Genomic DNA, 21,273 nt, shown 5'->3' with positions numbered 1-21,273 from the left:
GGTCGTACGACTTAGGCCGTGACCTGACGCTTGGAGGAAATCACTCCCGTGTTGAAGCCGGCCAGGTTGAGCCCGCCATGGAACCGCGCGTGCTCGATCTTGATACAGCGATCCATCACCACGTTCAGCCCGGCGTCTTCGGCGTCGTGCGCCACGCCCTCGTGCCAGGATCCCAGCTGCAGCCACAGCGTCTTGGCGCCGACCGCAGTTGTTTCCTCAAGAACGCCGGGCAGGTCATCGTGTTTCCGGAAGACATCAACAATGTCGGGGACCTCGGGCAGGTCCGCGAGCGACGCATACACGGGTTGGCCCAGAATTTGTTTGGCCACCGGATTGACGAAGTACAACCGGTAGGGAGCCGACGACTGCAGGTAGGTCGCAACGAAGTACGATGCACGGGACGGCTTGTCGGATGCCCCCACAATGGCGACCGACTTCGCGCTGCGTAAGAGAGAAAGCCGTTCCGGGGCGGATGGGCCATCCCAGGTCCGTGCAGTTTGCAGATCAGCGCTCATGCAGTCACTTCCTCATGTGGAGTGGGGGTTGCTTCAAGGGTGGGAGCGGTGGCAAGGTCCAGCGCCTGGTCAATGTCCCACAGGATGTCCTCAAGGTCCTCAAGCCCCACCGAAATGCGCACCAGGTCCTCAGGGATGCCAGCGGTGACCAGCTGCTCAGCCGAGAGCTGCTGGTGGGTGGTTGAACTGGGGTGGATGACCAGCGTGCGCGCATCACCGACGTTCGCCAGATGCGAGGCTAGCTGCAGCGATTCGATGAATTTCTGCCCCGCTGCCCGGCCGCCCGTCACACCGAAGCTGAAGACCGCGCCCGGACCCTGTGGCAGATATTTGGCGGCCCGCTCAAAATGGCGATGCGAAGGGAGTCCGGCGTAGTTGACGTACTCAATCCGCTGATCGTTCTCCAACCATTCGGCCACGGCCTGCGCGTTGGAAAGGTGTTCGTCGAGTCGTTGGGCTAGTGTTTCGACGCCCTGCAGCAGCTGAAAGGCGGACATGGGTGACAGCGACGGGCCGATATCACGCAGTTGCTCGGTGCGGAGCTTGGTCAGGAACCCGTACTCGCCGAAGTTGGCCCACCACTGGATGTTGCCATAGGAGGGCACGGGGTCGGTCATTGTCGGGAACCGGCCGTTGCCCCAGTTGAACTTCCCGCTTTCGACGACGACGCCGCCGAGGGTAGTCCCGTGTCCGCCGATGAACTTCGTGGCGGAGTGGATCACAATGTCCGCCCCGTACTCGATCGGCCGGATGAGGTAGGGAGTGCTCAGGGTGGAGTCGATAATCAGCGGCACTCCGGCGTCGTGGGCGATCTTTGCCAGCCCCTGAATGTCAGCGATCTCGCCGGATGGGTTGGCAATCACCTCAGCGTAGACGGCCTTGGTGTTGTCCTGGATCGCAGCAGCATAATCGGCGGGGTCAGTGCCGGGCACGAAGGTTGTGTCGATGCCGAACCGGCGGAGCGTCACGTCGAGCTGAGTGACTGTGCCACCGTACAACTGCGATGCGGCGACAATGTGGTCCCCGGCCTGGCACAACGCTGCGAAGGTGATGAACTCGGCGCTCATCCCCGACGCCGTCGCCACCGCCCCGATCCCGCCCTCGAGAGAGGCGATCCGCTCCTCGAACGCTGCGACAGTTGGGTTGCCGATTCGTGAGTAGATATTGCCGTACTTCTGCAGTGCGAAGAGGTTGGCGGCGTCGTTCGTGTCCTTGAAGACGAAGGACGTCGTCTGGTAAATGGGTACTGCCCGGGCCCCGTGGGCCGAGTCGGGGGTGCCGCCCGCGTGAAGAGCTCGCGTGCGGAAACCGAAGCTGCGGTCAGCCATCAGACACCTGCCTTAATCTGGTCGTCAACAATGAAATCTAGGCCCTGCTTACGGGCGAGGTCCGCTTCGAGTTCGCGGACGATGGGAAGGATGTCCCTACCGAATGCCTCGACCTCCTCCTGGAAATGTAGGTAGCAGGTCAGCATCAGGTTCACGCCGATCTTCTTGTACTCGACGATGCGCTCGGCAATCTGTTCAGGAGTGCCGATGAGCTGCGTCTTGAACCCGTCGTTGTATTGGATCAGGTCCTCGAAGGACGAGTCGGCCCACATGCCCTTGCCGTCCCGGGTGGAGGCTCCGGCCTCCTGGACTGCCCCGCGGAACCCTTCGACGGCGGGCTTGTGCGCCTTGGCCACGATTTCGCGGAGCGTCTCGCGGGCTTCCTTTTCGGTGTCCCTGGCGATCACGAACCCGTTGAGCCCGAATCGCGGGTGCCGACCCGCCTCTTCGGCTGACGCCTGCACACCAGCGATGTTCTCCTTGAAACCTTCCAGATCCTTCCCATTCGAGAAGTACCAGTCGGCCACCCTGCCAGCGGTTGCCTGCGCAGCGGTCGAGTTCCCGCCGAAGAAGATCTCCGGGTGCGGCCGCCCCGGCACGTCAACGGGCGGCGGGTTGAGGGTGAAGTCGGTGATGTTGTAGTACTTGCCGGCCTGCGAGAAGTTCTTCTCGGTCCAGAGGCCGCGCAGGATCCGGATGAACTCCTCGGTCCGCACGTACCGTTCGTCGTGCTCCAGCCAGGGCAATCCGAATCCGGAGAACTCGCTCTTCAGCCAGCCCGACACAATGTTCACGGCAGCCCGCCCGCCTGAAATGTGGTCGGCGGTGATGATGAATTTGGCCAGTACGCCGGGCTGCCACATGCCGGGGTGGACGGCGGCGATCACCTTCAGCTTCTCGGTCGCGCCGAGCAGGGCCAGCGAGAATGCTGTCGCCTCGTGCTGTTTGTCAGCGCCGTAGGACGCCGCGTACCGGGTCTGCGAGAGCGCGTACTCAAAACCGGCGTTCTCGGCGATGCGCGCGAGCTTCTTGTTGTAGTCAAAGTCCCAGCCGGTGCGCTGCTCAATTGTCGACACCACCAGGCCACCGCTCACATTGGGCACCCAGTAGGCGAACTTGAGGGGTTGGGAAAGGTCAATAGCCATGCGATCCTCCATCGTGCCTGGCATTAGCACCCTAATGTCACTGCTGTAGGCAGTGGCCAGGGTTGCTGCGGTGTCAATGAGCCAGATCTCTCGTACCGCTCGGGATGGTCACCCCCAGTGTGGCAGTCCTATCCCGGTGAGCCAACATTGTTGCTCTCCGTTGCGAGTCTGCCCCTCTGGGGCAGGGAAACGAGTTGAGGCGCAGCGTCCGACCACCGGAATGGTCACAGCTGTCGGCGGACGCCTGCCTCCCGGGCTATGCCTTCGACTTGTTCGCCCATGTCATCGACCAGCGGTTTAGTTCCTGTTCCGCGGCGCAGGAGTGGGAACTGGATCGGTCCGCCAGCCTCTTCAGTCTCGAAACCGATCGCAGCGTAGATTGCCAAGGCACCGAGGGCAAAGCCGAAGAGTCCGGCGGCCATTTCCCACCCATCGGCACCGGTCAGGTGGGCGACGCCGGTCATGGCGAAGCGCAGTGCGGACCCGGTCAGCACGGCTGCGGCAACCAGCTTGCCTTTGGCGCCCAGCACGGGAGCGACCATGGTTGCCGCCGAGGTAATCAGGAGGACCCCCAGGCTGGGAATCGACGCCCCGTCCGGAGTGGCCAGCATTGCCACTGCAATAACGGCCCACGTGCCGGCAACCATTGCCATCCCGGTGCCTGCGATGGGATCGCGGGCGCCAAAGCCGATGATGGAGGAAAACAGCTGCAGCGGCACAGTCAGAACCAGGATCGCCAGCGTGATGATGAGTTCCTCGTCGGCCGGAATCAGTCCTACCTGCAATGCGCTGACCCCGATGGTTGCCACTGCCAAGGCCATGAACGCCAGCGGTAGCGGGGTTCCCGTGGGCCGAAGCACTATGCGGGTAATGGCCAGTCGATCCTCGCGCCGCTTCTGTTCATCCTTGTCAACGCTCATAGTCTTACCTGACCACACACGCGCCAGGACGGACAAACACGCCGCCCGGACGGTGAGGTGGGCCAGGTGGCACCCCCGGAACGAGGCCCTTCGGTCGCCACAGGACCCCTGCGACAGTCAGCGAAGGGCTGGGGCGGGTGGTGTCCGCGCGGCGAGGGCCGCAGCGATTCCGGGCACGCAGGCCTCGTTCTGCAGGGACGTGGTGTCACCCAGTGTCTTGTCCTCGAACAGTTGGGTCAGGAGCCGCCGCATGATCTTGCCGGAACGGGTTTTGGGGACGTCTTCGACGACGACGACGGCGGCGGGCCTGGCGATCGGCCCGATCACCGTCGCGACGTGGTCCCGAAGGACCCGGGTCACCTCGTCCTGGGGAAGGTCGCCAGGACCGGATGGGCCGGAGAGCACGACGAAGGCGGCAATGGCGTGCCCGGTCCGCGGGTCAGCGACCGGGCAGACGCCCGCCTCGACTACCCATGGGTGAGCCACTAACGCGGATTCGACCTCAATGGTGGAGAGCCTGTGACCAGACACATTGAGGACGTCGTCGACCCGCCCGAGGATCCACGTGTCGCCGTCCTCGTCGTGCCGTGCGCCGTCCCCGGCCAGGAACCAGCCCTGCGCCGCAAACTTTCGCCAGTAGGAATCCAGGTAGCGCTGCGGGTCTCCCCAGACTGTTCGTGCCATGGCCGGTCCGGTCCGGTCGACCACGATCAGTCCCTGTTCGCCGGATGGTACCGGCTCACCGGCGTCGTCAACTATTCGGGTACTGACTCCTGGGAGGGCGCGGGAGGCGCAGCCCGGCTTGAAGGAGGTGTCGGTGGGGCGCGGGGACAGGATGGTGGCACCGGTTTCGGACTGCCACCAGGTGTCGACGACGGGCGCTGTACCCGACCCGAGGTGTTCCCTGAACCACCGCCAGGCCTCCGGGTTGGTCGCCTCACCGACTGTTCCGAGCAGCCGGATCGAGGAGATGTCGTAGCCAGCCGGCACGCCGTCAGGGAACCAGCCCATCAGCGACCGGATAAGGGTGGGCGCCGTGTAGTAGCTGGTCACGCGGTAGCGTTCGATGATTTCGAAGTGCCGTCCCGGGTGCGGCGTGTTGGGCGTGCCCTCGAAGATCACCTGGGTGGCACCGTTGGAGAGCGGCCCGTAGATCTCGTAGGTATGGGCGGTCACCCACGCGAGGTCAGCGGTGCACCAGTGGACATCCCGCTCCCGCCGGGCAGGCTCAGGGTGGCTGAACAGGTACTCAAAACTCCACGACGCCTGGGTCAGGTACCCACCGGAGGTGTGCACCAGGCCCTTTGGTTTACCGGTGGTGCCGGAGGTATACATGATGAACAGAGGGGTCTCGGCGTCGAACGCCTCGGGGACGTGGTGCGGGGAAGCGGCACCAACCGCTTCATGCCACCAGACATCGCGGCCATCGGTCCATTGGACGTCGTCGCCGGTGCGGCGGACCACGAGGACGTGCTCAATGCTGTTCTGCCCGGATACCGCTTTGTCAGCGTTGGCCTTGACGGGCACCGCTGTACCCCGGCGGTACTGCCCGTCGGTGGTGACCAGTAATTTCGCGCCGGTGTCTTCTACCCGGAACCGGAGGGCTTCTGCCGAGAACCCCCCGAACACCAGTGAATGGACCGCGCCGATCCGGGCGCAGGCCAGGGTGATGACTATGGTTTCCACTAGGACGGGTAGGTAGATGACCACCCGGTCGCCCTGGTCGATCCCGAGATTCAGCAGCGCGTTGGCGGCGCGGGACACCTCTGCCTGTAATTGGATGTAGGTGACTGTCCGTCGGTCGCCTGGCTCGCCCTCGAAGTGCAGGGCTACCTTGTCGCCGAACCCTGCGTCGACATGCCGGTCAACGCAGTTGTAGGCCACGTTGAGGCGGCCGCCGGCGAACCACTCGATCGTTGGGACGGTGAGGTCGCCGTCGGCACCGTCGGTGACCGGCCGGGCTGGTTCGAAGCTGTGAACTGTTGACCATTCGGTGGCCCACTCGAGCCGGTGTGCCGCCCGATCCCAGAACGCCAACCGGTTGGCGTCGGTGAGCTGGCCGGCTTCCTGCAGGCTCAGGTCCATCGTCGCACCGCCCACTTCTCAGCGACCCCCAAAAGAGCGTCGGTGCTCTTGCCGATGACTGCCAGCAGGATGATCGCGAGGAAGATCCTGTCTACCCGCCCGTTGTACTGCGAATCGGTGAGCAGATACCCGAGGCCCAGCGAGGAGGCAATGAGTTCGGCGGCGACCAGGAACAGCCACGCCTGGGCGAGGCCCAGCCGCAGACCGGAGAAGACCGAGGGAATCACCGCAGGGAGCTGCACTGTGGTCAACAGCTTGAATCCGTTCAGCCCGAACGCCCTGCCAGCCTCCACCAGGTTCCGGTCAACATGGCGCAGGGCGAGGTACACGGTGGTGAAGACTGGGAAGAAAGCGCCAATGAGGATCAGCGTGACCTTCGAATCTTCACCGATCTTCATCCACAGGATCAGCAGTGGCACCCAGGCCAGCGATGGGACGGCCCGCAGCGCGCCGATGGTCGGCGCCAGCAGGGCGTCGGCGATCCGCGACAGTCCCACCAGCGACCCGATGGTCAGGCCAAGGGTTGCGCCGAAGGTAAAACCAAGGAGCACCCGTTGGGTGGAGATACCGATGTGGGTCCATAGTTCACCACGCTGGATCAGCTCGACGGCCGCGTTGAATACCGCCGCGGGTGGTGGGACCTGGACGGCGCTGAACGGGCCGATTACCGAGTTCAACTGCCAGAGGGTGAGAATCAGCCCGGGGAGGATCAACCCGAGGAGCAGACGCACCCAGCTGCGCTGCAGCAGGCCGGTGTGGGACCATCCATGCGCCGGTCCGCCACGGCTAGGCGGCGGCTGTGCAGGCCCAGCAGTTGCCACGGTAGAGCCTCCGGCCGTGTCCACGCCACTAACACTCTTCTCGTCAACGTACGGATTCCCGACGCCCGTCATGAGGAGGCCTCAATAGCCGTGGGATCCGCGTTACTCACCAGGGAGTCGTCAAAGAGGGTGTCCAGCGCTTCGTCAATTTGTTCCTGGCTGGAGACGTCACCGGATTCGACGAATACCGGGCCGATCTTCTCCAGCACAGCCCGCTGTGCCTCGCCCGGGGCTGGATCGATGTCCAGGTTGGTGCGGTCAATGATGACCGCATTGGCGATCTCGACGTCGATCCCTGCCACCTCGGCGAGGATCTCGGCCGTCTCCTCAGGGTTTTCAGTGGCCCATTCACGGGCCTTTTCATAGGCGTTCACGACGGTCTGGGCCAGCTCGGGACTTTCCTCGAGGAAGTCCTCGGTGGCGTTCAGGAAACCGTAGGTGTTGAAGTCGATGTCCCTGAAGAAAAGGGTGGCGCCGTCCTGCTCGGCTGAAGCCATGATCGGGTCGAGGCCGGACCAGGCGTCGACCGACCCGTTCGCCAGGGCAGCCCGCCCGTCGGCGTGCTGCAGGTTCTGAACTGTCACCTCGGACGGATCGATTCCGCCGGCTTCGAGGGCCTGCAGCAGGAAAAAGTACGGGTCGGTGCCTTTGGTCGCGGCAATGGACTTGCCGCGCAGGTCTTCGATCTCCTGGATGTCGGAGTTTTCGTTGGTCACCAGGGCAGCCCATTCCGGCTGGGAGTAGATGTCGATCGTCTTGATGGGCGAGCCGTTGGACCGGGCAAGCAGAGCTGCTGAACCGGCTGTGGAGCCGACGTCGATGGCTCCCGCCCGCAGTGCCTCGTTGGCCTTGTTGGACCCGGCGGATTGGATCCAGTTGACTGTCACGTTCTGGTCAGCCAGCTCATCCTCCAGCCACCCCTGCTCCTTGATTACCAGGCTCAGCGGGTTATAGGTGGCGAAGTCGATGTTCAGCTCTCCGCCAGCGGCGCCAGCTGGTCCGGCGGCGTCCTCACCGGCCATGCAGCCCGTCAGCGAAAGGGAGACGACGGCGGCGAGTGAAGCGACGCACAGGACTGGGCGGCGGGAGCGGGAGGCGGGGTGGCTGGTCATGAGGGTCCTTAGGGTGAGACAAATCGTTCAGGACGACTTGCGTGAGAGGAAGAATGCGTTGGGTGGGCGACGCGGACGGCACGGAGGCCGCAGGTGCAGCAGGGCAGGGGGATGCGGGGGAGCCCGAAGGGCAGGAGCTGGCCTGGCCTAGTGGCCAGTAACCCCAAGGGAGGTCAGCAGGGAGCTGCGCATTCGGCCCAGATCGGCTGAGTTGCGGCTGCGGGGGCGCTGACCCGGAACGGTGAGCACCTCGGTGATCGTCGCGCCGGGCAAGTCCGCATCGGAACCGAGGACGATGATGCGGTCTGCCAGTTGCAGCGCTTCGTCGACATCGTGGGTCACGAGCAGGACGGTGGTGGGCTGGGCACGGTGGATATCGAGGAGCAAGTCCTGCATTTTGATCCGGGTCAGGGCGTCGAGCGCTCCGAACGGTTCGTCGAGAATGAGGACCCCTGGGTTGCGCGCCAGTGCACGTGCCAGAGAGGCACGCTGCGCCATTCCCCCTGACACTTCCCGCGGCCGGTGTTTGGCGAACGCGTCGAGCTCCACGAGGTGTAGCAGCTCAGCTACCTTGGTCTTGCCCTCGCTGGCGCTGGACGCTTTCGGTAAGCCGATGGCCACGTTGGCCTGCAGCGTGTGCCAGGGCAGGAGCCGTGGTTCCTGAAACGCCACTGCGCACCGTTCGTTGATGCCGTGGACTTCGATACCGTCAATCAGTACTGACCCGGCGTTGAGTGCATCCAGTCCTGCGGCCGCTCTGAGCAGCGTTGATTTTCCGCAGCCGCTGGGGCCTAGGATAGCGAGGACTTCGCCGGCGCTGACCTCGAAGTTGATGTCCCGCAGGACCGTGCGCCGGTCGGAGCCCGATCCGAAGCTGCGGCCCAGTCCTGCGAAGGTCACATTGAGAGCCTGCTTGGTGGGCACAGCAGCAGTTGAGCGTGGTGATGCCAGAACGGTCATAGGATTATCTCCATCGGTCCTGGCGGTAGCACCCTACTGTCACCGGTTTTCCGCTGCACTCATGCTCTGCAGGTGGTCAGCCGGATGGCCAGGGTTGCTGCGGCTTCATCGATCCAGGTCTCTCGGCCGCTCGGGATGGTCAAGAACCACTAAACTCCTGTTCACGGGTTCATCGCAAGTGCTGGCGTAACAATCCGACCGATTGCAGCGAAAGGTGCGCCACTATGTCACAAAGCAACGATCCTGAAGTAATCCGCACACTCCTCACCACGCCCGCCCGCTGGGCGGTGGTCGGGCTCTCCAATAACCCCCGACGCGCGGCGCTCGGGGTCTCCAGGTTCTTGATTGATCACCTCGGGATGGAGGTGATCCCGGTCAGCCTCAAGGGCGACGAGGTTCACGGTCGGACCGGGTACCGGCGGTTGGACGACATCCCAGGAACTATCGACGTTGTCGACTGTTTTGTGAATTCGTCGAAGGTGGGCGCGGTAGTGGATCAGGCCATCGAGGTGGGGGCAAAGGCGGTCTGGCTGCAGCTCGGTGTGATCGATGAGGCGGCTGCCGCCCGCGCGGCATCAGCTGGCCTCGCCGTCGTTATGGACACCTGCCCGGCGATCGAAGCGCCGCGACTCGGGCTGTAGGCTACATCTTCTGGTAGCGGGACCGGATCACCATGAAGACGCCGTAGGCGATCAGGCCAACTGCTATCACGCCAAGAATCCACGCACCGTAGGGCTGGCCCTGCAGGGACTTCAGGGCGCCGTCCAGGCCGGTGGACTCCTCGGGATCATTCTGGAGCGTTGCAACGATGAACAGCAGGCCCAACACCAGCAGAGCCGCTCCCTTGGCGACATAGCCGATCATGCCGAGGCGGACCACCGCGGTGCCGGCGCCTTTGCCGGGCAGTCCCGACAGGTTCTCCCGGAATTTCCTGGTTACGCCGCTGTAGATGAAGTATCCACCGACCACCATCACTGCTGCTCCGACCGCTATCAGCAGGAACGAGCCTGCGGGGTTGGACATGAGGGAGGCGCTCACGTTCTGGGTGCTTTCGCTGCTGTCACTGCTGCCACCCGCAGCGTAGGTGGCGAAGGTGCCACCGATGACGCCGTAGGTCACCCCTTTGGCCGCGTTCTTGGCGCGGAACTTGAGCTTGTCGGAGTCCTTCATTCCGTGGGCGCCGAAGAACACCTCGCTGAGCATGAAGAGGGCTAGGGCGATCGATCCGATCGAGCAGGCCCACAAGAGCAGCGAGCCGCCGGGCCCGTTCCCCAGGGCGCTGATCGCACCACTTTGGTCAGCACTGCCGGACCCGCCCATCGCTACCCGGAGCGCGATCACGCCGATCAGGAGGTGCAGCAGCCCGGCCGCAATGTAGCCTGCCCTGGCGGCGATTTCGAAGGCCTTGGAATCCGATACGTCTTCGGCGGCGTCGGCTGCCTTGCCGGCCTGGCGTTTTGCCTCGCTCATGGTGCTCTCCTGCAGTTGGTGTCCTCCCATCCTGCCATTCTTTGGCGGTACGCTCACTCTATGGAAGCAGCTGTTCTGCGGGATTTGTGCCTGGGGCTGCCGGGTGCGTTCGAGGACTTCCCCTTTGGCCCCACAGCCTCGGTGTTCAAGGTGAAAGCGCCGGGGGGTGTTGCGAAGATGTTTGCCCTGTCCGATCTATCGGACGTGGCATTGTCAATCAGCCTGAAGTGTGAACCTCAACTGGCGGAACAGCTGCGAGCCGCGCACCCGGAGATTGTGGGCGCCTACCACCTGAATAAAACACACTGGAATGGTGTGTCGTGTACCGGTAGCCTCCCGGACCCGATGATCCGCGACATGATTGAGGATTCCTACGACCTCGTGGTGGCATCGCTGCCGGTGCGAGACCGCGCGACGCTCGGCTGGAGCAGATGGGCAGCAGAAGATGACACCTAATTTTACGTATGAGCCAGTTGGACTGAGCCAGCGGGGCGAATCCCTACCCGGTTATCGCACGGTCAGCCGGCGGGCTCGCGTGGGAACAGGGTACACAGCCTACGCACGGCTCGCCGAGGGGATCCTGTCCTGGCAACTGCACCGCGGCGCCGGGCTAAGCGTTCCGGCAGGCCAGGCCCGTGCAGTCGTTGGCAGCGATGTGGTGCCAGCCTTTGGTGTTGGTCGGCTCCGGCTGCCGGCGCCATGTCGGGTTGTCTGGACCGAAGAACCGGTTGATAACGACCACGCCGGTGGGGCGCAGCGGGCCGGGTTTGGGTATGGCACGCTGCCGGGCCACCCCGAACGCGGAGAAGAGGCTTTCATCGCTGTACTAGCGCCGGACGGGGCTGTCTACTTTGAAGTGTTCGCCTTCAGCCGGCACGCCAACTGGTTCTTTGTCCTGGGCGCCCCCGTAGCCCGGTTCTGCCAGGAGCTCGTGACCCGCCGGTACCTCGCTACCGCGCAACGGCTGGCCCGCTAGTTTCCGACCCGATTCCGGCAAACGCCCCTGAAATATCGGGCGCGGCTGCCGGTATCGGGTTCGGCTGCCGGTATCGGGTGCGGCGGAGCGCTAGGCGAAGTGGTCGGGCAGGGTGGCCTCGTGAGCGGTGCGCAACTCTCCAAGTGGCAGGGTGAAGTGTCCCTGCACGTCCAACGCGCCGTTCTCAGCATCGACTACACCAATTCTGAGGTGCGGGTAGTTGCGTGCCGTGCACATGTCGTTGAACCGTACCTCCTCGGAACGGGCAACGCTGACGATTGCGCGCCCCTGCGATTCGGAGAACAGTGCGGTGAACGGGTCGACGCCGTCGCGCTCGCAGAGCTCGTCAATCCCGATCCGGGCGCCAACGCCGAAGCGCAGTGCTGCCTCGGACAGCGCTGCGGCCAGCCCTCCCTCGGAAAGGTCATGTGCTGCGTCGATCATGCCGTCACGGGATGAATTGACCAGGATGGCAGCGAGGGTTTTCTCAGCAGTCAGATCAGCCACAGGGGGTTGCCCGCCCAGGTGCCCGCGGAGGTTGGCCCACTCGGAGCCGTCCAGCTCGTTACGGGTGGTGCCCAGCAGGTAAATGGCCTGGCCGTCATCACGCCAGCCCGAGGGGGTGCGGCGGGCGACGTCGTCGAACACGCCCAAGACTCCGACCACCGGCGTCGGGTGGATGGCAACGCCGCCCGTCTGGTTGTAGAGGGACACATTGCCGCCGGTGACCGGGACGCCGAGTTCGTGGCAGGCGTCGGCTAGGCCGCGCACAGTTTCGGCGAACTGCCACATCACCTCGGGATCCTCGGGGGAGCCGAAGTTCAGGCAGTCGGTGACGGCCAATGGCTTGGCGCCGGTGGTGGCGACGTTGCGGTAAGCCTCGGCGAGGGCCAGACGGGCGCCCTCGTAGGGGTTGAGGTAGGAGTAGCGGCCGTTGGCGTCGGTGGAGATGGCAACGCCGAGGCCCGTTTCCTCATCCACCCGCACCACTCCGGCGTCGTCGGGCATCGCGAGAGCGGTATTTCCCTGCACAAAGCGGTCGTACTGGTTGGTGATCCAGTCCTTTGAACACATGTTCGGTGCTGCCATAAGTTCCAGGACCGCTGCGCGCAGCGCATCGCCGTCCGCTGGCCGGTCACCATCGAACGTGTCCTCCTGGAGCGCATCGAGCCAGGAGGGCCGGTGGAAAGGGCGGTTGTAGACGGGGCCGTCGTGGGCGACGGTGCGGGGATCGACGTCGACGATCTTCTCGCCGTCCCACTCGATGATGAGGCGGCCGGTGTCGGTGACCTCACCAAGCCAGGAGTACTCGACGTTCCACTTCTCCATGATCGCTTCGAACGCCGCAGTGTTGGCAGGGGTCACAACTGCCATCATGCGTTCCTGCGACTCGGACATCAGGATCTCACCGGGTGTCAGTGACGGATCGCGCAGCAGTACATCGGTCAGTTCCACGTGCATGCCGCCATCGCCGTTGGACGCCAGCTCGGACGTGGCGCAGGAGATGCCGGCGGCACCGAGATCCTGGATGCCCTCAACCACCGAGGCTTTGAACAGTTCGAGGCAGCACTCGATGAGTACCTTCTCGGCGAATGGGTCGCCCACTTGGACGGCCGGGCGCTTGGATGGCTTGTCGGCATCGAATGACTCCGACGCCAGCACTGACGCGCCGCCAATGCCGTCTCCACCGGTGCGGGCACCGAAGAGCACCACCTTGTTGCCTACACCTGAGGCGTTGGCCAGGCGGATGTCCTCATGGCGCAGGACACCCACGGCCAGTGCGTTGACCAGCGGGTTTCCCTGGTAAACGGAGCCGAACACCACTTCGCCGCCGATATTCGGCAGGCCCAGTGAGTTGCCGTACCCGCCAATACCCGACACGATGCCGTGCACCAGCCGTGGGGTGTCGGGGTGGTCGATCGCACCGAACCGCAGCGGATCCATGATTGCCACCGGGCGGGCGCCCATCGAAATAATGTCGCGGACAATGCCGCCGACTCCGGTCGCGGCACCCTGGTACGGCTCCACGAAGGAGGGGTGGTTGTGGGATTCCACCTTGAACGTAACGGCCCAGCCATCGCCGATGTCGACGACGCCGGCGTTCTCACCGATACCCACGAGGAGGTGTTTCTTCATGGCATCGGTGACCTTGTCGCCGAACTGCTTGAGGTGCACTTTGGAGGATTTGTAGGAGCAGTGTTCGCTCCACATCACCGAGTACATGGCCAGCTCGGCTGCGGTGGGACGACGGCCGAGAATCTCGACCACCCGGTCGAACTCGTTTTCCTTCAACCCAAGAGCGGCCCAGGGGAGTTCCAGTTCCGGGGTATCGGTGGCATGGGCAACCGTGTCGATGTTGAACTTCCGGGATTCGGAGGGTGCGGGGGCAGCGGAGCTATTGAGCGTCACTAATTAACCAGCTTCTTCAGTACAGAGGTGAATATTCCCAGGCCGTCGGTGCCACCGCGGACACCGACCTGTCCGGCGGCCGAAGAGTCAGGACCAAAACCGGCTTCAACTGCGTGTTCGGGATGCGGCATGAGGCCCACCACGTTCCCGGCAGCGTTCGAGATCCCGGCAATGTCGCGGCGCGACCCGTTGGGGTTGTCGCCGACGTAGCGGAACACCACCCGGCCCTCGCCCTCCAGCTCGTCGAGGGTCCGCTCATCAGCGACAAACTGTCCGTCCTGGTTTTTCAGCGGGATGATGATTTCGTCGCCGGCTGCGTAGGAACTGGTCCAGGCGGTAGCGGAGTTCTCGACGCGCAGGCGCTGGTCGCGGCAAAGGAAGTGAAGGTGGTTGTTCTTGATCATCGAGCCAGGCAGCAAGTGCGCCTCGGTGAGGACCTGGAAGCCGTTGCAGATGCCAAGCACCGGTAAGGCATCGCGGCCACCGGAGGCGGCCATGGTGATCTGTTCCATCAGGGGAGCGAACCGGGAGATGGCACCGGCCCGAAGATAGTCACCGTAGGAAAAACCGCCGGGGACGACGACGGCGTCCACGCCTTGCAGATCGTGCTCGCCGTGCCAGAGGGGGACTGAGATGCCGCCGGCGAGCCGCACAGCCCGCGCCGCATCGCGGTCATCGAGCGAGCCGGGAAAGGTGACAATCCCGACCCGCACGGAGTCGAGTGTGGTGGCTTCCGGCCTCACTGCTCGCCCTCGTTGGTTTCGGGGAGAACCTCAACGCGGGTGACGTCCTCGATGACCGGGTTCGAGAGGAGTGTGCTGGCCGCTGTCCTGGCCTGCTCCAGCACTTCCTCGGTCACCTCACCGGCGACGGTGAGTTCGAATCGTTTGCCTTGGCGGACCCCAGTGAACCCGGTAAAGCCCAGCCGGGGCAACGCGCCAGCAATGGCCTTTCCCTGCGGATCAAGGATTTCAGGCTTGGGCATGACGTCAACAACTATCCGGGGCATCCGGTTACTCCTGGGCTCAAGGTGCGTTAAATGCAGTAGCTCCGGAGGTGCCGTCTCACGCTGAGAAATATGGTGAATCCAGCGCTCCGCGAGCTTGCCCTACCAGTCTAACGGGGATCACCCACCACCGGTGATTTCGCCCGGAGGGCACTGGCGGCACTGTTACAGGGTGCCCGTGCCGCCGGGGGTTCCAAGTACCGGCTCGAACATCGCCCACCGGTCAATCTCGCAGCCATTCTGACGCGAGAAGGTGGCGTTGACCTCGTCCCCGTCCACGATCCCGGTCACGACGGCGGTCTCCGGACCCCCGTACATTTGGGTGCACATGACATTGGCATCGGGCTCGGCCATGATCACATCACCGTGGGCCATGAGCACCTCGCAGGCCGCAGCGGGATCCTCTAACTCCGACTCGCCGACCGGTTCGCCGTTGGTGCAGGCCAGCTCGTAGGTGATGGGTTCGACGCCGTCGCCGGCGGTGACCACCACAGTGAGCTGGGAGTCGGCGGCGGGTTCCGCGCTGGCGGATGCCGACGGCTCGGGTGCTGTCGGCGATGTTCCGCCGCTTTCGGCGCCGCAGCCGGTGAGCGCCAGCAGAAGGATGCCGGAGCCGACCAGGAGATTCGCTGGTGTCAACGAGCGCCGGGAAAGGTGTTCGCGAATCATCGGATCTCCTTCGCCTGCGGGTGGCAACCCCGCCATGGATACTGTAAAGACCTGCGCTGGGGCCGGTCACTAGCTCAACGAGGACAGTCCTTGGGAGGGTTCCAGGTTCTCCAAAGCGGTACCTAATCGTTGCCGAAGCTCCTGGGATTCTTCAGAAAATCCACGCTGCAATCGGGAGTACTCAGCGCGGCCCTCGGGACGTTCGATGCGGATCGGCGCATAGCCCCAGGCGCCCAGATCGTAGGGCGATGCCCGCATATCCATCGCCCGGATCCGCCACGCCAGTTCGAAGCAGTCCATCACCAGGTCGCTCGGAAGCAGGGGAGTGAGCTTATAGGCCCACTTGTAGAGGTCCATGTTGGCGTGCAGACAGCCGGGCTGTTCCAGGTCCCGTTGGGTTTCACGGGTGGGTTGAATCATGTTCAGGGGTGTTGCCTGCGGAGTGTAGAAACGGAACGCGTCAAAGTGGGTGCAGCTGATCCTGCTGTCCTCCACGACCTGATCGGTACCGCCGGCGCCCAGGCGGAGCTCGAGGTACTCATGGCGCACGCCGTTGACCTGCGATCGGTAAGCCATCGCCCACTCGTGCAACCCGAAACAGCCCAGCTGTGCCCGCCGGGCCTGGGTGCGGCGGACAATAATCGCCGCAAACTCCAGGGCTTCGACCCGGTCCCGACGGAACCCGTTCACGTCCGCAGTGACGGCTTCATCCTTGGCCGTCAGGGAGAGCTCATCACACTCTGCGGCGGTGAGCCGTCGATAGTGCTTCCAGGCGGCGCGCTCCGCGGCCTCCGGCCCGGTGAGTACGACGCCGGCACCGGGGTGCCATCGAGCCAGCGGACCGGGTTTTTGAGTGTAGTAAGTGAACAGGAAGTCCTCCACCGGGTGTTTCTCTCCGGCGGCTCGACGCTCAAGGTAGGGCCGCGAAAACGGTACTACCCTGTCCCGATGCGCCGCCGCAGCGGCGAGCCACTCGTCCCGCGAGGGCACGGTCAGGGAGCTCGACCGGTTCATGGTTGGCTCAGTGGTGGTTGGACTGCTCACCCGTCAAGTGTCTCACCGGGGCCCCGGTCTGCCGAAGTGTCCGAGCCGTCAGCCAGGGAGGATAATGGTAAATGGACATCTCGTTCGAGCAGCACGCGCGGAAGGAACACGATGGCTGAAAAGCCCAGTTTTGTGCACCGGTTCATGAGGACGACCGGCCGGGCGCGAGCGATCTTCGGTCCAGCGCAGAGTAGCTCGTTGGACCACCCGATGACCAAGGAGAACCAGGCCTCGCTGAAAGAGCGCGAAGCTGATGCATCCCAATGGGAAACGGTGAAGCGGCCGAACGGCAGCACCTACGTTGTGCCGAAAAGTTAGCTGATCGCCCCACCTCGACAGACGCGACAGTGAGAGTGGATTTCAAGAAGCAGATCAACACCTACCGCGCACCCCGCGGCGACATCGAACTTGTCAGGGTCCCGGCGATGAAGTTCCTCATGATCGATGGCCGCGGAGACCCGAACACCTCGAATGCTTTTGCTGACGCTCTGGCGACGGTCTACCCGGTTGCCTACAGATTGAAGTTCCTCAGCAAGGTCGACCTCGGCAGCGATTACGTAGTGATGCCGCTGGAAGCACTGTGGTGGTCAGCAGATATGGACACGTTCACTACCTCGCGGGACAAGTCCCGGTGGGACTGGACCATGATGAACATGGTCCCCGATCGGATCACTGACGACCATTTCGACGCCGCCAGGCAGGCAGTCGAGCGCAAGGGCAGCGCCCCGGTCCTGAGCGCTCTGCGACTCGAACGGTTCGATGAGGGTCGAGCCGCACAGACCTTGCACATCGGGTCTTATGACGCCGAAGGGCCAGTGCTCGAGGCGATGCACCGCCAGTTCATCCCAGCCCACTCGCTAACGATGACCGGCAAGCACCATGAGATTTATCTCAGCGATTCCCGTCGGACCGCTGCCGACAAGTTGAAGGTAATTCTTCGCCAGCCAGTCTTCTGATGCCGACAGTTCAGGAACCGAAGAGGCGGCGCCTTTTCCGGGTTTCGGCCGTAAAATTGACCTCAGGGCATCTTGACGAAAGAAGGCGGTTCGAATGAGTAATCCCACCAAGGGGTCACCGCGAAAGTGGTTGAAGAACCCTGCCAAAGTGTTCATGGGCCCGGCGGATCGGAGTGATCCGAGCCTCCCTGTGGTTCATCGGCACGACGAATTTGAGGAGGCGTCCGACGCTGACCTTGCCGGGTTCGAAGTGGAGGAAGACTCGGAGGGTCACCACTACGCGGTGCGGAAAGAGCACCCAACGGTACCCCCGCCCGAGCCGCCGATGAGGTACCCCGACTTCTCAGGCAAGAAGGCCCTTCACACCGAGGATTAGCGCCCGGTCCCTGCGTGGATTGTCGCCACCGTCTCGCCGTCCAGATCGAACGCCGCGTGGACGGCGCGGACCGCGCTATCGAGCAGGTCTGCGTCGGTGACCACTGAGATCCGGATCTCAGACGTGGAGATCATATCGATATTCACGCCAGCATCGGAGAGTGCCTTGAAGAACCGGTATGACACCCCGGGGTTCGACCTCATTCCTGCTCCAATCAGCGACAGTTTGCCGATCTTCTCGTCATAGTCGACACTTTCATACCCCACGCGATCCTGGGCAGCTTTTAGGGCAGCGAGTGCTTCAGAACCCTCAACAATCGGGAGGGTGAAGGAGATGTCAGTGCGACCGGAGCCGTGCGTGGAGACGTTCTGCACAATCATGTCGATGTTGGAGTGAGCCCCAGCGACGATACCGAAAATTTCGGCGGCCTTGCCGGGGATGTCAGGCACACCCACCACAGTGACTTTCGCTTCTGAACGGTCGTGGGCGACGCCCGAGATGATGGGTTGTTCCATGGGATCTCCCTCTTGAATCTTGATGTGGTCGTCAGGGCTGGGCAGCACCCAGGTGCCTTCCTGGTTACTGAAGGAGGACCGCACGTGCAGCCGCACCCCGAACCGCCGCGCGTATTCAACGCTGCGCAGATGCAGGATCTTCGCACCCGATGCCGCCATCTCGAGCATTTCCTCACTGGAAATCTGATCGATCTTCCGGGCACTCGGAACCACCCGCGGATCAGCGCTGTAAATGCCGTCGACGTCGGTGTAGATTTCGCATACATCAGCCTTGAGTGCCGCTGCCAGGGCCACCGCGGTCGTGTCAGACCCACCACGACCCAGCGTGGTGATGTCATTGCTTTCCCGGCTCATGCCCTGGAACCCTGCGACGATAGCGACGTCGCCGCGGTCGATGGCAGTCTTGATCCGATGCGGTGACACGGAAATGATGCGCGCGCGGCCGTGAATGGCATCGGTGATCATGCCGGCCTGGCTGCCGGTGAACGATTGAGCCGAGGCGCCGAGACCGTAAATCCCCATGGCCAGGAGAGCCATCGAAATGCGCTCCCCAGCGCTCAGAAGCATGTCCATCTCGCGGGGGTTCGCGACGGCGTCGTTGGACACCTGGGCTGCCAGATCGAGGAGCTCATCGGTGCTGTCGCCCATTGCAGAAACGACAACAACCACTTGGTGGCCAGCGTGCTGGGTGTGAACGATCCGTTCCGCGACGCGCTTGATTCCGGCGGCGTCCCCCACTGAGGAGCCACCAAATTTCTGGACGATCAAGGCCATGCGCACGCTCGCTGACGGATTTTTAGGTGATGCCGGGCGACACCTTTGGCGCTTCGGTTGACGGTCCAAGTTTAGCCCCGTCGCTTTTGTGGCAGCCAATTGCGTGTCTGATTGTTCCGTCGGGATGCGATGGGGGTGACCTAAGTCGCATAGTGTTCACGTTATGAACAACGAGTATGGGGGAATCGTTGCCAGGGGGATCGCACGGAGTTTCGGCTCCGTCGCGGCCATCAGGCACATCGACTTTGACGCGCCACCCGGGGAGGTGACAGCGCTGATCGGGCCCAATGGCTCGGGCAAGACCACTTTGCTCCTGATCCTGGCATCACTCCTGGCACCGGATACCGGGACGCTCACCGTCGGTGGGGCGGACCCGATGCAGGACGCAGCGGCGGTGCGGCGCCGGGTCGGATGGATGCCCGACACCCTGGGCGTCTGGGAGTCGCTGACCACCACCGAGATATTGACCACCATGGGGTCGCTCTATGGGATGGCGGTTGACCGGCGTCGGGATCGTGCAGCTGAGTTGCTTGCAGCCGTCCGGCTGGAAGAGTTCGCTGACAAGCCGGCGCGAGTGCTGTCCCGGGGGCAGCAGCAACGGCTAAGCCTGGCCAGGGCGCTGATCCACGATCCGGCGGTGCTCTTGCTGGACGAGCCGGCGTCTGGTCTGGACCCCGGCTCCAGAGTGGAACTTCGATCAACCCTGCGCTCGCTGGCGGACCAGGGGAAGACGGTAGTTGTCTCAAGCCATGTGTTGTCAGAGCTGGACGAGATCGCTGACCGCGCCGTGTTCATTAACCGAGGAGAGTCTGTCAAGAACCAGACCCTCGACGAGGCAGGCACCCAGATCCGCCGGTACTACATCCAAGCGGATCCGATGCAGCCACTAGCTGACGCGCTAGCCAGCCATGGCGTCCAGTTCGAGGAGCGGGGCGATTCCCGACGGGCCGAATACCAGGTGCTGGTCAGCAGCACCGATCAGGCAGCGTGGCTTCTTAGGACGCTGGTTCTTGCCGACGTCGCCGTTACTGCCTTCGCACCGGCTGGCGGAGCACTCGAAGAAACCTACATGAGCCTGGATACGGAAAGACAATGAGTACCTCAATCACTGAGCAGCCGGGCTCTACCGGTGCGTCCTCCGACCTTGCCCTGACCTACTGGGGCGGAGCGAAGGCAGTGTTCGGTCTCGAAATGCGGCAGCGGCTGCGGGCCCGGGCTTGGTACATCATGCTCATCGTCTGGTTCTTCGTCATCGGTATGGTGTTCCTGCTGGCGTCGGCAACTACGGCGTCGACTTTCGGGACTGGCGCAGTCCTTTTTGACCTTGTGGTGGGCTTTGTGCTGTTCTTCGGCCTCCTGGTCGCACCGGGGCTTTCAGCCAATGCGGTCAACGGGGATCGCGCCGCCGGGACTCTCGCCATCCTGCAGATCACCCTCCTGACTCCTGGGCAGATCCTGTGGGGTAAATGGCTTGCCTCGTGGGTGGCGTCGCTGGCTTTCCTGCTGGTCAGTACCCCGTTCATCTTCTGGGCGCTGGCATTGGGCGGAGTGAATCCGGCGGAGGCATTCGTCTCACTATTGATGCTCAGCATCGAGTTAGGCATTGTCGCGGCGATCGGGATCGGCATTTCCGCCCTGGCCAACCGGCCGCTGTTCTCTATTGTGACCACCTATATGGTGGTGGCCCTGCTTGGAATCGGCACCCTGATCGCCTTTGGGCTGAGCTACGCGCTGGTCGACGAGGAGAACGTGGAGGTGACCTCCTCCTATATGGACTTCCCCCCAGGCACTGATTACTCGGTGCCGCTGCCGGCGTCGGCGGAGATGGAATGCATCACCAGAACCCAACTTCAGACTGTCCACCACACAGAACGCACCGCATGGCTGCTTGCTGCCAATCCGTTCGTCATCGTGGCGGATTCGGTCCCTTATGGGAGGGGCCTCGATACCAGCGGGAGTTATGCATCGATCAACTCGGACACCTACGTCCAGCCCGGCGTAATGGAAGGCATCAGCCAGGGAGTCCGGCTTCTGCAGGCTGGCCCAGATTATGAAACGACCTGCGAGGAGGCCCAGGGGGCCGGACGGGACCTCCCCGAAGACGGATTCCCAATCTGGCCTTTGGGGCTGGCACTGCAGTCGGTACTGGCGGGATGCTTACTCTGGCTCGGACGGCGCAAGCTCGCCACTCC

At 63.5% G+C, this 21,273-nt stretch carries 23 protein-coding genes and 1 riboswitch; of the genes, 8 read left to right on the top strand and 15 right to left on the bottom strand.

Annotated features, from left to right (window positions below; genetic code table 11):
- Window positions 1–11: 11 nt before the first annotated feature.
- The 8 genes from Y703_RS0103715 to Y703_RS0103675 all read right to left on the bottom strand — a co-directional run bounded on the left by Y703_RS0103715 (window position 12) and on the right by Y703_RS0103675 (window position 8,886).
- Entirely contained in the window at window positions 12–515 is a 504-nt protein-coding gene (locus tag Y703_RS0103715; RefSeq protein WP_026551640.1) for a CoA-binding protein, read from the bottom strand.
- Window positions 512–1,843: an O-acetylhomoserine aminocarboxypropyltransferase/cysteine synthase family protein gene (locus Y703_RS0103710; protein WP_026551639.1), complete on the bottom strand. Its 1,332-nt coding sequence runs from the start codon at window positions 1,841–1,843 to the stop codon at window positions 512–514. The genes Y703_RS0103715 and Y703_RS0103710 overlap by 4 nt, the downstream gene beginning before the upstream one ends.
- On the bottom strand, window positions 1,843–2,988 hold the full coding sequence (sfnG, locus tag Y703_RS17730; RefSeq protein WP_035763703.1) for a dimethylsulfone monooxygenase SfnG: 1,146 nt from the start codon (window positions 2,986–2,988) through the stop codon (window positions 1,843–1,845). The genes Y703_RS0103710 and sfnG overlap by 1 nt, the downstream gene beginning before the upstream one ends.
- Window positions 2,989–2,993: 5 nt before the next feature.
- A riboswitch (SAM riboswitch) is annotated at window positions 2,994–3,099 on the bottom strand.
- A gap of 113 nt (window positions 3,100–3,212) precedes the next feature.
- Window positions 3,213–3,908, bottom strand: coding sequence for a hypothetical protein (locus Y703_RS0103700; RefSeq protein ID WP_026551638.1), 696 nt, complete (start codon window positions 3,906–3,908; stop codon window positions 3,213–3,215).
- A 117-nt stretch (window positions 3,909–4,025) separates the two neighbouring features.
- Complete coding sequence (acs, locus tag Y703_RS0103695; protein ID WP_035763702.1) at window positions 4,026–5,993, bottom strand: acetate--CoA ligase; 1,968 nt, start codon at window positions 5,991–5,993, stop codon at window positions 4,026–4,028.
- Window positions 5,984–6,886, bottom strand: a complete 903-nt coding sequence (locus tag Y703_RS0103690; protein WP_026551636.1) for an ABC transporter permease — start codon at window positions 6,884–6,886, stop codon at window positions 5,984–5,986. The genes acs and Y703_RS0103690 overlap by 10 nt, the downstream gene beginning before the upstream one ends.
- Window positions 6,883–7,926: an aliphatic sulfonate ABC transporter substrate-binding protein gene (locus tag Y703_RS0103685; protein ID WP_026551635.1), complete on the bottom strand. Its 1,044-nt coding sequence runs from the start codon at window positions 7,924–7,926 to the stop codon at window positions 6,883–6,885. Before Y703_RS0103685 ends, Y703_RS0103690 begins: the two co-directional genes overlap by 4 nt.
- Before the next feature lie 147 nt (window positions 7,927–8,073).
- Window positions 8,074–8,886, bottom strand: coding sequence for an ABC transporter ATP-binding protein (locus Y703_RS0103675; RefSeq protein ID WP_026551634.1), 813 nt, complete (start codon window positions 8,884–8,886; stop codon window positions 8,074–8,076).
- Between the two features lie 224 nt (window positions 8,887–9,110).
- Between Y703_RS0103675 and Y703_RS0103670 the strand changes: the two genes are divergently transcribed.
- Window positions 9,111–9,527 carry a CoA-binding protein gene (locus Y703_RS0103670; protein WP_026551633.1) on the top strand — a complete coding sequence of 139 codons (417 nt, stop codon included), beginning with the start codon at window positions 9,111–9,113 and terminating at the stop codon, window positions 9,525–9,527.
- A 1-nt stretch (window position 9,528) separates the two neighbouring features.
- On the opposite strand, the gene Y703_RS0103665 is transcribed toward Y703_RS0103670, so the two are convergent.
- A complete protein-coding gene (locus tag Y703_RS0103665) occupies window positions 9,529–10,356 on the bottom strand; it encodes a DUF1206 domain-containing protein (RefSeq protein ID WP_026551632.1) in 828 nt (275 codons plus the stop codon).
- 60 nt (window positions 10,357–10,416) lie between these two features.
- On the opposite strand from Y703_RS0103665, the gene Y703_RS0103660 reads away from it, so the two are divergent.
- On the top strand, window positions 10,417–10,812 hold the full coding sequence (locus tag Y703_RS0103660) for an MmcQ/YjbR family DNA-binding protein (RefSeq protein WP_026551631.1): 396 nt from the start codon (window positions 10,417–10,419) through the stop codon (window positions 10,810–10,812).
- The gene (locus tag Y703_RS0103655) at window positions 10,802–11,332 is read left to right on the top strand and encodes a DUF1990 family protein (RefSeq protein ID WP_026551630.1); all 531 of its coding nucleotides are present in this window, start codon (window positions 10,802–10,804) and stop codon (window positions 11,330–11,332) included. The genes Y703_RS0103660 and Y703_RS0103655 overlap by 11 nt, the downstream gene beginning before the upstream one ends.
- Window positions 11,333–11,422: 90 nt before the next feature.
- On the opposite strand, the gene purL is transcribed toward Y703_RS0103655, so the two are convergent.
- From purL to Y703_RS0103630, 5 genes are all read right to left on the bottom strand, one after another.
- Window positions 11,423–13,741 (bottom strand): phosphoribosylformylglycinamidine synthase subunit PurL, encoded by a 2,319-nt coding sequence (gene purL, locus Y703_RS0103650; protein ID WP_051427274.1) that lies wholly within the window; start codon window positions 13,739–13,741, stop codon window positions 11,423–11,425.
- Window positions 13,741–14,484 (bottom strand): phosphoribosylformylglycinamidine synthase subunit PurQ, encoded by a 744-nt coding sequence (gene purQ / locus Y703_RS0103645; protein WP_026551628.1) that lies wholly within the window; start codon window positions 14,482–14,484, stop codon window positions 13,741–13,743. Before purQ ends, purL begins: the two co-directional genes overlap by 1 nt.
- A complete protein-coding gene (gene purS, locus Y703_RS0103640) occupies window positions 14,481–14,750 on the bottom strand; it encodes a phosphoribosylformylglycinamidine synthase subunit PurS (protein ID WP_026551627.1) in 270 nt (89 codons plus the stop codon). Before purS ends, purQ begins: the two co-directional genes overlap by 4 nt.
- Before the next feature lie 162 nt (window positions 14,751–14,912).
- Complete coding sequence (locus tag Y703_RS17725) at window positions 14,913–15,416, bottom strand: hypothetical protein (protein ID WP_051427273.1); 504 nt, start codon at window positions 15,414–15,416, stop codon at window positions 14,913–14,915.
- Between the two features lie 69 nt (window positions 15,417–15,485).
- A complete protein-coding gene (locus Y703_RS0103630; RefSeq protein WP_035763746.1) occupies window positions 15,486–16,430 on the bottom strand; it encodes a hypothetical protein in 945 nt (314 codons plus the stop codon).
- A gap of 141 nt (window positions 16,431–16,571) precedes the next feature.
- On the opposite strand from Y703_RS0103630, the gene Y703_RS0103625 reads away from it, so the two are divergent.
- The 3 genes from Y703_RS0103625 to Y703_RS17720 all read left to right on the top strand — a co-directional run bounded on the left by Y703_RS0103625 (window position 16,572) and on the right by Y703_RS17720 (window position 17,792).
- A complete protein-coding gene (locus Y703_RS0103625) occupies window positions 16,572–16,778 on the top strand; it encodes a hypothetical protein (RefSeq protein ID WP_026551625.1) in 207 nt (68 codons plus the stop codon).
- Between the two features lie 29 nt (window positions 16,779–16,807).
- Entirely contained in the window at window positions 16,808–17,416 is a 609-nt protein-coding gene (locus Y703_RS0103620; RefSeq protein WP_026551624.1) for a GyrI-like domain-containing protein, read from the top strand.
- 154 nt (window positions 17,417–17,570) lie between these two features.
- Complete coding sequence (locus Y703_RS17720; RefSeq protein ID WP_253907926.1) at window positions 17,571–17,792, top strand: hypothetical protein; 222 nt, start codon at window positions 17,571–17,573, stop codon at window positions 17,790–17,792.
- Here Y703_RS17720 and Y703_RS0103610 read toward each other — a convergent pair.
- On the bottom strand, window positions 17,789–19,081 hold the full coding sequence (locus Y703_RS0103610) for an aspartate kinase (RefSeq protein WP_026551623.1): 1,293 nt from the start codon (window positions 19,079–19,081) through the stop codon (window positions 17,789–17,791). The two genes, Y703_RS17720 and Y703_RS0103610, sit on opposite strands and share 4 nt — an antisense overlap.
- Window positions 19,082–19,244: 163 nt before the next feature.
- On the opposite strand from Y703_RS0103610, the gene Y703_RS0103605 reads away from it, so the two are divergent.
- Both Y703_RS0103605 and Y703_RS0103600 read left to right on the top strand, forming a co-directional pair.
- Window positions 19,245–20,177, top strand: a complete 933-nt coding sequence (locus tag Y703_RS0103605; protein ID WP_026551622.1) for an ABC transporter ATP-binding protein — start codon at window positions 19,245–19,247, stop codon at window positions 20,175–20,177.
- A partial coding sequence (locus tag Y703_RS0103600; protein ID WP_026551621.1) for an ABC transporter permease occupies window positions 20,174–21,273 on the top strand: 1,100 nt, incomplete at its 3' end. The genes Y703_RS0103605 and Y703_RS0103600, both read left to right, overlap by 4 nt.

The organism is Arthrobacter sp. H20, from assembly GCF_000520515.1.
GTDB lineage: Bacteria > Actinomycetota > Actinomycetes > Actinomycetales > Micrococcaceae > Arthrobacter_D.
Note: the sequence above shows the minus strand (reverse complement) of the source record. Positions and strands in the feature narration are given on the sequence as shown.